Consider the following 12,483-nt stretch of genomic DNA (forward strand, 5'->3'; position numbering starts at 1 on the left):
CGTTCCTCGGTCCGCTGCTGGTGCTGGTCGTCCAGGGCAACAAGTCCCCGTTCGTCCGCCGCAACGCCGTCGAGTCGCTGAACTTCCAGCTGTCGATGATGATCTACGCCCTGGTCTCCGCGTTGCTCATCCTGGTGCTGATCGGCTTCTTCCTGCTGCTGGCCGTCGGGGTGGCGTGGCTGGTCTTCACGATCATGGCGAGCGTCAAGGCGAGCAACGGCGAGGACTACCGCTACCCGCTGACGATCCGGATGGTGTCCTGACCCCGGTTCAGGGCAGCAGCGCGCGGACCACCGTGTCCGCGAGCAGGCGGCCCAGCGGCGTCAGCACCAGACGCGGGCCGGCGTGGGTCAGGAGGCCGCGCTCGACCAACGGCGGGACGGCGGCCCGCCCCCGGTCGTCGAGCACGTCGGTGGGAAGCCCCTCGCTCAGCCGGACCTCCAGCAGCACCCGCTCCACCCGCCTGGTCTCCGGGTCGAGCACCTCACGGGCCTGACCCGGGCTGCTCCCGGCCTCGAGCCGATCGGCGTACGCCGTGGGGTGCCGCACGTTCCACCAGCGGGTGCCGCCCACGTGGGAGTGGGCGCCCGGACCCAGCCCCCACCAGTGGCCCCCGGTCCAGTACAGCTCGTTGTGCCGGCACCTGGCTGCACTTGTGCGCGCCCAGTTGGACAGCTCGTACCACTCCAGGCCGGCCTCGGTGAGCAGCCGGTCCGCGCGCAGGTACTTGTCGGCGAGGTCGTCGTCCTCGGGAGCGGGCAGCGCGCCGCGTCGGACCGCCCGGGCCAGGGCCGTGCCCTCCTCGACCACCAGGGCGTAGGCCGAGACATGGTCGGGACGGCAGGCCAGAGCCGCTGCCAGCGAGGTCTCCCAGTCCGTCAGGCTCTCCCCTGGCGTGCCGTAGATCAGGTCCAGGCTGACCTGGTCGAAGCCGGCCTCCCTGGCCCAGGCGACCGCCTCCGGCACCCGCTGCGGGTCGTGGGAGCGGTCCAAGGTGGCCAGCACGTGCGGGACGGCCGACTGCATGCCGAAGGAGATGCGGGTGACCCCGTGCTCGTGCAGCCGACCCAGCGCCTCCGGGGTCACGCTGTCGGGGTTCGCCTCGGTGGTGACCTCGGCGCCCGGGGCCAGCCCCAGCTCCTCCGACACCGCGGCCAGCACCCGGCCGAGGTCGTCGGGGTCCAGGAGCGTGGGCGTGCCGCCACCGAAGAACACGGTGGAGGCCGGCGGGACCCGGTCGCCGAGCACCCGGCCGGCCAGCCGCACCTCCGCGAGGACGGCCTCGACGTACCGGCCCCGGGCGGTCCCGGGTGCCGAGCCCAGCTCGGCGGCGGTGTAGGTGTTGAAGTCGCAGTAGCCGCAGCGCACCGCGCAGAACGGCACGTGCACGTAGACGCCAAACGGGCGGGTGCCGAGCTCGGCCAGGGCCTGCTCCGGCAGCCGGCCGTCGGCGGGGACGGGTTCGCCGGCGGGGACGACGGAGGGCACCCGGGTATCCAAGCAGATCCCCGGGTGCCCTCCGGCTACGGCATCTCAGGCGTAGAAGGAGTCCAGGATGTCCTTGTAGTCCTTCTCGACCACGTTGCGCTTGACCTTCATCGAGGGGGTCAGCTCCCCGGACTCCACGGTGAGGTCGTGGTCGAGGATCTCGAACTTCTTGATGGTCTCCCAGCGGTTGAGCTGGCTGTTCAGCTCCTCGATGTAGCCCGAGACCATCTCCCGGCACTTGTCGGAGGTGACGATCGCGGAGTAGTCGCCGGCGACGTCGTTCTCCTTGGCCCACTCGGCGATGGCGTCCGGGTCGATGGTGACCAGCGCGACACAGAAGTTGCGCTCGTTGCCGAACACCATGAACTGGCTCGCGTAGGGGCACAGGGCCTTGAACTTGGACTCGATCAGCGGCGGGGCGATGTACTTCCCGCCGGAGGTCTTGAACAGCTCCTTGATCCGGCCGGTGATCCGCAGGTGGCCGTCCTCGTCGAGGTGGCCCTTGTCGCCGGTCCGCAGCCAGCCGTCCTCGGTGAGGGTGTTCGCGGTCTCCTCGGGCAGGTTGTGGTAGCCGTCCATCACGCCGGGGCCCTTGATCAGGATCTCGTCGCCGTCGCCGAGCATGACCTCGCTGCCGATGAAGACGGGGCCGACCGAGCCGAACTTGTACTGGTCCGGGAGGTTGACGAAGGAGCCGGCGGAGGTCTCGGTCAAGCCGTAGCCCTCGAGGATGACGATGCCCGCCGCGTGGAACCACTCGGCGATGTCACGGTTCAGCGCAGCGGCACCGGAGATGAAGAAGCGCACCCGACCGCCGAAGCGCTCCCGCACCTTGGCGAAGACCAGCTTGTCGAAGATCCGGTGCTGCACGCCGAGCAACGCCGGCACCGACTGACCCTCGCGCTTGAGCTTGTCGACCTTGAGGCCGACGTCGAAGGCGCGGTTGAAGAGCTTCTCCTTCAGTCCGCCCTCCGCCTGCTGCATCAGCACGATGCGGTTGTGGGCCTTCTCGAAGATCCGCGGCGCCGCGCCCATGAACGTCGGCTTCACGACCGCGAGGTTGTCCACGATCCGTTCGACCCGGCCGTCGATGGCGGTCGGGAACCCGACCGCGAGCTGGGTCGACAGCAGGACCTTGCCGAAGGAGTGCGACATGGGCAGCCACAGGAACTGCAGGTCGTCCTCGGAGAGGATGTCGCGCACGTCGATGGCGGTGCCCTCGTAGACCCACGAGCTGTGGCGCAGCCGTACGCCCTTGGGCCGGCCGGTGGTCCCGGAGGTGTAGATGAGGGTCGCCAGGTGGTCGGGCTCGATCGACGCGGCGGTCTCCTCGATGATGCCCGGGTGATCGGCGAGGTACTTCTCCCCCAGCTGGCTCAGGTCGTCCAGGCCGATCACCCAGTCACCGTCGGTGGTGCCGTCGAAGGTGACCACCTTGTCCACCAGCGGCAGCTCGGGGCGACTGGCGCGCAGCTTGGCGATCTGGGTGTCGTCCTCGGCGAAGACCACCCGGCACTCGGAGTCACTGAGGATGTAGCAGGTGTCCTCCTCGATGGTGCTGGGGTAGACGGTGGTGGTCGCGGCACCCGAGCACATGATGGCCAGGTCGGCGAGGATCCACTCGAAGCGGGTGTTGGACACGATGCCGACGCGCTGCTCAGGCTCGACCCCGAGCGCCATCAGCCCCGCGGCCAGGCGCGAGACCCGCTCGCCGGTCTCCGCCCAGGTCACCGACTCCCAGGTCTCGTCCGCGGTCGGGTACCGGTAGGCCTCCTTGTGCGGAGACTTGGTCACGCGCTCGAAGAACTGCACGGCGACGTTGGGCAGCATCGTCTCGACGAAACTGGTGTCCGGGCTGCTGGACATGTGACTCCCTGCTCTCGGGGCGCGACGGCGTCGCGGCGGATCTGAACGCTCGATGGCAGTAACTTAGATCACAAGGTTACGGGTCGGTAGCCGCGACCGGCATTTGGCGGGCCTCCGCGGCCCGTCTCCCCGGGTCACAGCCCCTTGTTGAGCTCGTCCACGTCGATGGCCGGGTGGTGGTGGTGGCTGGCCAGCTGGACGTAGGTCCGGGCGAGCTGGTCCTTCCCCGCGCCGAGGACCGCACCGACCCGACCCAGGTCGTCGACCAGCTCCTCGGCGGGCACCTTGCCCACCAGCAGCCGCCAGAGTGCCTCCTCCACGGCGTTGAAGGCGACCTGGATCTCGTCGATCCCGAACCCGGCCAGGTACCGGTCGCGGGCGACCTCGTCGGCGTGCTCGATGATGCGTAGCGGCGAGGACAGGCGCAGGCTCTCGATGACCGCGTCGACCAGGGCCTGAACGCGCGTACGGGTGAACTCGGTTCCCCCCGCCCCGTAGTGGAGCAGGCGGGCCTGCTCGACGGCCGACGTCGCCTCGGAGACGACCTGGTCGGCGTGGGGCTGGATACGGTCCGCGACGTTCATCCTCAGGTCCCTTCGTCGGTCGTGGGCCTCGCCAGGCCCGCGTCCCACGGTAGCCACCGCACGCGGGACACCTGCAGCCGCCTCACCCGGACCGGCGCAGGAACCGTTCCACCCTGGCGCGCGGGGAGGCCGCCAGGTTCTCCACCACCTGCAACCGGGGCAGCAGCCGGGGCTCGGTGGTGACCGCCCGGAACATCAGCCCCACGGTGACCCCGTGGCCCGGACGGTGCACCACCTCGATCTCGTCACCGGCCTCGAGCAGCCCCTCCTCGACGACCCGCAGGTACGCGCCGGGACGGCCCTCGGCCGCGAAGCGCTTCACCCAGCCACGGTTGTCGAAGCCGGACGCCCCCATCCAGCCCTTGAAGTCGTTGCAGGGGATCCGGACCGAGGCCACCTCGACCACGGCGGACCCGACCCGCCACCGCTCGCCCACCTCGGCCTCGTTGAGGTCGAGCCCGGTCGTGGTCAGGTTCTCACCGAACTGGCCGTCGCGCAGCGGCGCGCCGAGCAGCTCCGACCAGCGGTCCAGGTCCTCCCGCGCGAACGCGTAGACGGCCTGGTCGACGCCGCCGTGGTGCCGGGTGTCGCTGACCTCGTCGCCGTCCAGCCCCAGCGTGGTGGCCAGCACCGCACCGTGCACCGGCTCCTTGGCGATCGAGGTGCGGCCCAGCTCGGCGTACGCAGCGGGACGCGGTCGTCCGACGTGGACGCTCAGGACGCGGGCGGGACCAGGCACCCGCCCAGTCTCCCAGCCGGGCGGCGGCGGGCGCGACGGGTTTTGCGTCTCCCGGCGTCTCTCCTCGTCGCCCCGCCGCTAGGCTCGGCTTCCATGCGAGCCGGCGCCCTGATGGAGGACTACCCGTCGGTGGACGTGTCCGCGCCCGCCGCCGACGCGGTGCGGATGATCGGCATCGAGGGTCGCCCCGCGGTCCTGGTGCTCTCCGACGGGCGTCCGCGGACCGTGCTCCCCGGCTCCCAGGTGCTCAACTTCTTGATCCCGGGCTACCTGCAGGAGGACCCGTCACTGGTCAAGGTGTACGGCGAGGACGCCGCGAACCACTGCGCCGCCAGGCTCGAGGGCCGCACGGTCGGCGACCTGCTTCCTGCCCACCGGCGGGTGGAGCTGCCCGCGGTCGCCCCGACCGCGACCCTGATGGAGTGCGCAGCGGTGATGGCCAAGCTGCACAGCCCGCTGCTGGTCGTGGTGTCGGACGACGGCGCGGTGGTCGGCGCCATCACCGCCTCGCGTCTCCTCGGCGCCCTGATCGCCTGAGCCGCCATGCCGTTCGGTGAGACCGCCGCGCTCGCGATCTTCGTGGGCGCCTACGTCCTGATCGCCACCGAGCGGATCCACCGCGTCGCCGCGGCGCTCGGGGGGGCCGCCCTGATGCTGCTGCTGCAGCTGACCGACGGCCACGCCGCGTTCTACTCCGAGCACGCGGGGATCGACTGGAACGTGATCTTCCTGCTGCTGGGCATGATGGTCATCGTCGGCGTGGTCAAGACCACCGGCCTGTTCGAGGCGCTCGCCATCCACGCCGCCAAGCGGGCGCGCGGCCGCCCCTACCTGCTGATGGCGCTGCTCGCGGTCATCACCGCCGTGGCGTCGGCGCTGCTCGACAACGTCACCACCATGCTGCTGATCGCTCCCGTCACGTTCCTGGTCTGCGAGCGCCTGGCCCTCGCGGTCGGGCCCTTCCTGATCGCCGAGGTGCTGGCCTCGAACACCGGCGGCATGGCCACGCTGATCGGCGATCCGCCGAACATCATCATCGGCAGCCGGGCCGGGCTGAGCTTCAACGACTTCCTCGTGCACCTGGCCCCGCTGGCCGCGGTGATGACCGCGATCCTCGTGGTGATGCTGCGGTGGCTGTTCCCCGACGCGTTCCACTACGACCCCGACCGCGCCGCCGAGGTGATGGCGATGTCCGAGCGCGACGCCATCACCGACGTACCCCTGCTGGTGCGCAGCGTGGGCGTGCTGGTCATCGTCATCGCCGGCTTCGTGCTGCACCCGATCCTCCACTACGAGCCGTCCGTGGTGGCGCTGCTCGGGGCAGGGCTGCTGCTGCTGATCTCCCCGGTGACCGTCGAGGACGCGCTGGTGGAGGTGGAGTGGGCGACGCTGGTGTTCTTCATGGCGCTGTTCGTGATGGTGGGCGCCCTGGTGGAGACGGGTTCCATCGACCGGTTCGCCCAGTGGCTCGCCGATCGCACCGGCGGCAACCTCACCGCCGCCGCCTTCGCGATCCTGCTCTCCTCGATGCTGCTGTCCGGCATCGTCGACAACATCCCCTACGTCGTGACGATGGCCCCGGTCGTCTCCGTGCTGGTCGCCCAGCACCCGGCCGGCCAGGGCGACGTGCTGTGGTGGGCGCTGGCCATCGGCGCCGACCTGGGCGGGAACGCGACCGCGGTGGGGGCCAGCGCGAACGTCGTCGTGCTGGGCATGGCGGCTCGCTACGGCTCCCCGATCAGCTTCTGGGAGTTCACCCGCAAGGGTCTGGTCGTGGTCCTGGTGTCCGCCGTGGTGTCCTCGGCGTACCTCTGGCTGCGCTACCTGGCGTGACCCGGGAGGCCCGGTGGCTACCTGCGGGTCTTCTCCGTGGTCGGTGCGTTGGACAGCGCGGCGATGAACGCCTCCTGGGGGACCTCGACGCGGCCGACCATCTTCATCCGCTTCTTGCCCTCCTTCTGCTTCTCGAGCAGCTTGCGCTTGCGGGTGATGTCGCCGCCGTAGCACTTGGCGAGCACGTCCTTGCGCATCGCGCGGATCGTCTCCCGGGCGATCACCCGCGAGCCGATCGCCGCCTGGATGGGCACCTCGAACTGCTGGCGCGGGATGAGCTCCTTGAGCTTGCCGGCGAGCATCACGCCGTAGGAGTACGCCGCGTCGCGGTGAACGATCGCGGAGAACGCGTCGACGGGGTCGCCGTGCAGCAGGATGTCCACCTTGACCAGGTCGGCCACCTGGTCACCGACGGGCTCGTAGTCCAAGGACGCGTAGCCCTTGGTGCGTGACTTGAGCTGGTCGAAGAAGTCGAACACGATCTCGGCCATCGGCAGGGAGTAGCGCATCTCCACGCGGTCCTCGGAGAGGTAGTCCATGCCCTGCAACGCGCCCCGCTTGCTCTGGCACAGCTCCATGATCGTGCCGATGTAGTCCGCGGGCGTGAGGATCGTCGCCCGGACCACCGGCTCACGGACCTCGGCCACCTTGCCCGCGGGGAACTCGCTCGGGTTGGTGACCTCGAGCTCGGTGCCGTCCTCCATGCGCACCTGGTAGACCACGTTGGGCGCCGTCGAGATCAGGTCCAGGCCGAACTCGCGCTCCAGCCGCTCGCGCACGATCTCCATGTGCAGCAGGCCGAGGAAGCCGCAGCGGAAGCCGAAGCCCAGCGCTCCGGAGGTCTCCGGCTCGTAGGCGAGCGCCGCGTCGTTGAGCTGGAGCTTGTCGAGCGCGTCGCGCAGGGCCGGGTAGTCGTCGCCGTCGATCGGGTACAGGCCGGCGAAGACCATCGGGTTGGGGTGCTTGTAGCCTCCGAGCGCCTCGGTGGCCCCGTCGTGCTGGGAGGTCACCGTGTCGCCCACGCGCGACTGGCGCACGTCCTTCACGCCGGTGATCAGGTAGCCGACCTCGCCCACGCCGATCCGGCCGGCCTTGACCGGCTCAGGGCTGATCACGCCGACCTCGAGCATCTCGTGCACCGCCCTGGTGGACATCATCCGGATCCGGTCGCGGTGCGTCAGGTGCCCGTCGACCACGCGCACGTAGGTGACCACACCCCGGTAGGTGTCGTAGACGGAGTCGAAGATCAGCGCCCGTGGGGGCGCGTCCGGGTCACCGACCGGTGGCGGGGTCTGCTTGACGATCTCGTTGAGAACCGCGGCGACGCCCTCGCCCGTCTTCGCGCTGACCTGGAGGACCTCGGCGGGGTCGCAGCCGATGATGCCGGCGAGCTCCGCGGCGTACTTCTCCGGGTTGGCCGAGGGCAGGTCGATCTTGTTCAGCACCGGGATCAGGTGCAGGTCCGCACCCAGGGCGAGGTAGAGGTTCGCCAGCGTCTGGGCCTCGATCCCCTGCGCCGCGTCCACGAGCAGGACCGCGGCCTCGCACGCCTCCAGGGACCGTGACACCTCGTAGGTGAAGTCCACGTGCCCCGGGGTGTCGATCATGTTGAGGATGTAGGTGCCAGGTTCGGCTCCCTCGGCGTTGCCCTCCTGGACCGTCCAGGGCATCCGCACGGCCTGGCTCTTGATCGTGATCCCGCGCTCGCGCTCGATGTCCATTCGGTCGAGGTACTGCGCGCGGGCGCTGCGTTCGTCGACCACACCGGTGAGCTGGAGCATCCGGTCCGCCAGCGTCGACTTGCCGTGGTCGATGTGCGCGATGATGCAGAAGTTGCGGATGATCCCGGGCTCGGTGTGACCCGGCTGCGGGACGGTGGTGGGGGGCACGGCGATCTTTCGGCTGGTCAGGAGGCCCGGCTGGCTGGACTGGTCATTGTTCCACGCTCGCCGATTCCGGCCCGAACCCACGCCCGCCCCGGCTACTCTCCGGGCGGGGCCTGCCGGGAGAGTCTCCGGCGGGGACAGAGGGGTGGAGTGTGCGCAGTCTCATCCGGGTGCTGGCCGGCGTGTGTCTGCTGGTGGCCGTGACCTCGGCGTACGGCGGCGCGCCGAGCGCGTTCTCGGCCGCCCGGCTCTGCGAGGGGAAGCCCGCGACGATCATGGGAACCCCGGGCGACGACGTGCTCAAGGGCACCTCCGGGCGCGACGTGATCGTCGCCGGCGACGGTGCCGACACGATCACCGCGGGGGACGGCGCCGACCTGGTGTGCGCCGGACCCGGCGACGACACGGTGCGCGGTGGCGGCGGTGGTGACGTGCTGCTGGGAGGGGACGGCGCCGACGTGATCGACCCCGGCGAGGACGCCGACCACTTGGACGCAGGGCCGGGCAGCGACACCCTGCGGCTGCGCAGCGACACCGGCGGGACCGTCAACCTGCCCAGCGGGACGGCCACCGGCACCGGCGACGACATGGTCAGCCGCTTCGAGCGGGTGGTCGGGTCCGGCGCCGGGGCGTGGTCGGTCTACGCAGCGCCCGACACCGCCCTGGTCTCGCTGAGAGGTCGCCACGACGACACGGTGATCACCGCCGCGGACGCGCCGGTCGGCCCGCTCTCGCTCGACCTCGGTCCGGGCGACGACCACTACGTGGTGCGGCAGGCGGGGGTCACCGTCGTCGAGGATGCCCGCACCAGTGGCGGCTTCGACCTCGTCGACGTCACCACGACCGGGACGACGACGATCCGCGACGCTGTCGGAGGTCTCCGGGTCGACACCTCCTCATCGGGCCGCGAGGTGATCGAGGTGGTCGCCGACCTGGATCCGGTCTACCTCACCACCGGAGCCGGCCGGGACGACCTGCAGGTGGTCTCCGGCGGAGGGTCGGTGTTCGTCGACACCGGGGAGGGTGCGGACGTCCTCCGCGCCGACGTGGGGACGTTCAGCGAGATCACCCTCGGTGCCGGTGCGGACGAGCTGGTGGAGCTGGCGACTACCGACGCCCGCGCGGTGTCCGGCGGCCCTGGCACCGACGCGATCCTGGGGAGCCCGGGCGCCGACACCGTGGACCTGGAGGGCGGCACCTGGCGCACGGCGACCGGGGTCGTCTCCGTCGCGGACTTCGAGCGGGTGCTGGGGGGTGGCGGTGACGACGTACTGCGTGGCAGCGACGCCCCCGACGAGCTGCGCGGCGGCGGCGGGGACGACCTGCTGGTCGGACGCGGTGGCGACGACACGCTGCTGGGCGACGCCGGGTCCGACACCGCCCGCGGCGGTGCCGGGCTGGACCGCTGCCGCGCCGAGCACCGGCAGGAGTGCGAGCGGGTGTAGCCGCCGCCGTGCCGGGGCGGCGCCGTGCGCCGGCGTCCGATTTGGGCGAGGTGCCGCGCCGCTGCTACCCTCGTCCTTCGCGTACCTGGCTCCTGCCTGCCCTCAGGTGGCCGGGCGACAGACCGCACCCACCGAGAGACCGAGGCAAGCCGAACCGTGGCGAACATCAAGTCCCAGATCAAGCGGAACAAGCAGAACGAGCGCCGGCACCAGCGCAACAAGGCCGTCAAGTCCGACCTGAAGACCGCCGTGCGCAAGTTCCGCGAGGCTGCCGCCGGCGGCGACAAGGACGCTGCCGTCGCCCTGGGCCGTGACGCCTCCCGCAAGCTGGACAAGGCCGCCTCGAAGGGCGTCATCCACAAGAACCAGGCCGCGAACCGCAAGTCCTCGATCGCCAAGCAGGCCGCCGCACTCTGACCCCTCCCGACTGGCGGCGGGTGCGTCGTCTGTCGGATTCCCCGCCCGGGGAATCCCGCACTTGTCGGGGGAAGCATCCCGCGACAAGTGACAGAGTGCCGTGCGGGCAGTGGCACGTGGGGCTCCTGGTATGAGGTGCGGTGAGCCCCGGATGCGGGTCCTCGCGACGATCGTTCCGAGCACATGGCGCGAGTCACCGGGGCACAAGGCGCGACCCAACCGAGCAGAAGGCGAGAGTCACCGGGGCCCAAGGCGCGAGTCAACGGGGCGGGAGGCGCGACTCAACGGGGGTCGCGCAGGTCGGTGACGGTCAGCACCAGCCGCTCGAGGGTGTACGCCGCGTCGCTGGCGGCCCCCTTGATGTCCGCGTCGGCCCGGGCGACGGCCTGCACCGCGTGGGCGATGCCGGCCTCCGACCACCCGCGGGACTGGTCTCGCACCGCACGGAGCTTCCACGGCGGCACCCCGACCTCCCGCACCAGGTCGGCCTCACGCATCCCCCGCGGCGCCCCCAGGTAGCGGGCCACTCCGCGGGCGCCACTGGCGAACGCCGAGGTCACCAGCACCGGTGGGGTGCCGGAGTCCAGCGCCCAGCGGAGCTCCTCGAGGGCGGCGTCCCGACGCCCCCAGAAGGCAGCGTCGGCCACGGCGAACGACTTGGCCTCGGCCCGGCCGCCGAAGTACCGCTTGATCCGCTCGGTGGTCAGCGTCTCCCCCGGGAAGTCGCTGGTCAGCTGGTGCGCCGCGGCTGCCAGCGACCGGAGGTCGTGACCCACGGCGTGGACGAGAGCGTCGGCAGCCGGCTCGTCGATGGTGGCGCCCAGCGCCCGCACCTCGGCCGCGACGAACCCGGCGAACTCCGAGGGCCGCACCTCGGAGGACTTCACCTCGGTGACGGAGTCGACCTTGCGGAGCCGGGTGAGCACGCCGCTCCCCCGGGCGCCGCCGCCGTGCACCAGGACGAGGGCGACGTCCTCGACCGGAGACGCGGCGTACTGCAGGAGGCCTGCCACCGACTCCTCGGGCAGGTTCTCCAGCCCGCGGACCACCACGCACCGGGTGCTGGAGAACAGCGAGGGAGCCGACAGCTCCCCCAGCGTGGCCAGGGTGAGGTCGCCGGCCTGGGTCTCGGATAGTTCCGCCTCCGGGTCGTGGCGGCGCACGGCCTCGCGAACCGCGACGACGGTTCGCTCGTTGAGGAACTCCTCCTTGCCCGTCACCAGCGTGACCCGGCCGAGGACGTCTGCTGCGCGCGGAGGTGCCATGGTGCGGCCCAGCCTGCCACAGCCCGCGGACACCGGTGCGCGGCCGGTCACCGGCTCGTCACGGCCAGCAGCTGCCCTCGCTGCTCGAGGACGGCCAGGTCGCCCTCGATGTCGGTGCGCAGCACCTCGGTCCCCGCGGCCTGCAGCGGCGCCAGCGTCTCCTTCGACGGGTGGCCGTAGTCGTTGTCGGCGCCGACCGAGACCAGCGCCACCCTCGCGCGCAGCGAGAGCAGGAAGTCCAGGTCCTGGTAGCGGCTGCCGTGGTGCGGCACCTTCAGCACGTCCACGGTCAGCCCTGGCAGCAGACCGGCCAACGCGTCCTGCCCCTCGGGCTCCAGGTCGCCGCTCAGCAGGAGCCGTACGTCGTGCACCTGCCCGAGCAGCACGACGCTGGCGTTGTTGGCCGTGCTGCCGTCTCCGGGGCCGGCTCGGGGCTGGTCCGGCGTGGGCCAGAGCACCTGGAGCGCGACCGGTCCCACCTCCCACGTGCTGCCGTAGGCCGCCACCGAGACCGGCACGCCCGCGGCCCGGGCGACCTCGCGCACCAGCCCCACGCCCTCGGGCGGGTCGGCGAGCGGCGTGACCACGATCCCGCCCACCTCCCGGCGGCGCAGCACGCCCGACAGCCCACCCACGTGGTCGCTGTGGAAGTGGGTGAGGACGACGAGCGGCACCCGGCTCACCCCGAGGCGGCGCAGGCACCGGTCCACGGCGCGCGGGTCCGGTCCGGCGTCCACGACGACGGCCGAGCCGGACCCGGCGTTGAGCACCAGCGCGTCCCCCTGCCCGACGTCGCAGGCGACCAGCACCCAGCCGTCGGGGGGCCAGCCCGGGAGCGGCAACCGCACGAGCACCACGACGACCAGCAGCACCGTGCCGCCGATCCCGACCTCGCGCCGGGCGAGCAGCCGGGGCAGGAGCGGCACCGCGAGCAGGCAGAGCACGGCGAGGAGGACCAGG

The 12,483-nt window shown here is 71.4% G+C and carries 12 protein-coding genes; 5 read left to right on the forward strand and 7 right to left on the reverse strand.

Translation table 11 applies throughout. The annotated features are described in order from the left end of the window. Positions 1–263 (forward strand): DUF4870 domain-containing protein (locus PLP61_RS09840; protein ID WP_324502521.1); only part of this gene is annotated, 263 nt, incomplete at its 5' end. 7 nt (positions 264–270) lie between these two features. On the opposite strand, the gene hemW is transcribed toward PLP61_RS09840, so the two are convergent. From hemW to PLP61_RS09860, 4 genes are all read right to left on the reverse strand, one after another. Next, positions 271–1,488, reverse strand: coding sequence for a radical SAM family heme chaperone HemW (gene hemW / locus PLP61_RS09845; protein WP_324502522.1), 1,218 nt, complete (start codon positions 1,486–1,488; stop codon positions 271–273). Between the two features lie 45 nt (positions 1,489–1,533). Next, positions 1,534–3,354: an AMP-dependent synthetase/ligase gene (locus PLP61_RS09850; RefSeq protein ID WP_324502523.1), complete on the reverse strand. Its 1,821-nt coding sequence runs from the start codon at positions 3,352–3,354 to the stop codon at positions 1,534–1,536. A gap of 134 nt (positions 3,355–3,488) precedes the next feature. Then, on the reverse strand, positions 3,489–3,938 hold the full coding sequence (locus PLP61_RS09855) for an RsbRD N-terminal domain-containing protein (protein WP_324502524.1): 450 nt from the start codon (positions 3,936–3,938) through the stop codon (positions 3,489–3,491). Between the two features lie 82 nt (positions 3,939–4,020). After that, positions 4,021–4,677: an MOSC domain-containing protein gene (locus tag PLP61_RS09860; protein WP_324502526.1), complete on the reverse strand. Its 657-nt coding sequence runs from the start codon at positions 4,675–4,677 to the stop codon at positions 4,021–4,023. A 93-nt stretch (positions 4,678–4,770) separates the two neighbouring features. Between PLP61_RS09860 and PLP61_RS09865 the strand changes: the two genes are divergently transcribed. Further along, positions 4,771–5,214 (forward strand): CBS domain-containing protein, encoded by a 444-nt coding sequence (locus tag PLP61_RS09865; RefSeq protein ID WP_324502528.1) that lies wholly within the window; start codon positions 4,771–4,773, stop codon positions 5,212–5,214. Between the two features lie 6 nt (positions 5,215–5,220). Then, positions 5,221–6,510: an ArsB/NhaD family transporter gene (locus PLP61_RS09870; protein WP_324502530.1), complete on the forward strand. Its 1,290-nt coding sequence runs from the start codon at positions 5,221–5,223 to the stop codon at positions 6,508–6,510. A gap of 17 nt (positions 6,511–6,527) precedes the next feature. On the opposite strand, the gene lepA is transcribed toward PLP61_RS09870, so the two are convergent. Next, positions 6,528–8,405: a translation elongation factor 4 gene (lepA, locus tag PLP61_RS09875; RefSeq protein ID WP_324502539.1), complete on the reverse strand. Its 1,878-nt coding sequence runs from the start codon at positions 8,403–8,405 to the stop codon at positions 6,528–6,530. Positions 8,406–8,548: 143 nt separating this feature from the next. Here lepA and PLP61_RS09880 point away from each other — a divergent pair, with 143 nt between their 5' ends. Together PLP61_RS09880 and rpsT are read left to right on the forward strand one after the other, a co-directional pair. Further along, positions 8,549–9,841 (forward strand): calcium-binding protein, encoded by a 1,293-nt coding sequence (locus PLP61_RS09880; protein WP_324502532.1) that lies wholly within the window; start codon positions 8,549–8,551, stop codon positions 9,839–9,841. Between the two features lie 156 nt (positions 9,842–9,997). Further along, positions 9,998–10,258, forward strand: a complete 261-nt coding sequence (gene rpsT / locus PLP61_RS09885; RefSeq protein WP_324502534.1) for a 30S ribosomal protein S20 — start codon at positions 9,998–10,000, stop codon at positions 10,256–10,258. 281 nt (positions 10,259–10,539) lie between these two features. On the opposite strand, the gene holA is transcribed toward rpsT, so the two are convergent. Both holA and PLP61_RS09895 read right to left on the reverse strand, forming a co-directional pair. Continuing rightward, positions 10,540–11,523, reverse strand: coding sequence for a DNA polymerase III subunit delta (gene holA / locus PLP61_RS09890; RefSeq protein WP_324502535.1), 984 nt, complete (start codon positions 11,521–11,523; stop codon positions 10,540–10,542). Between the two features lie 47 nt (positions 11,524–11,570). Further along, on the reverse strand, positions 11,571–12,483 hold a 913-nt coding region (locus PLP61_RS09895; RefSeq protein ID WP_324502537.1), incomplete at its 5' end, for a ComEC/Rec2 family competence protein.

Origin of the sequence: Nocardioides sp. (genome assembly GCF_035429765.1) — a bacterium.
Lineage (GTDB): Bacteria > Actinomycetota > Actinomycetes > Propionibacteriales > Nocardioidaceae > Nocardioides.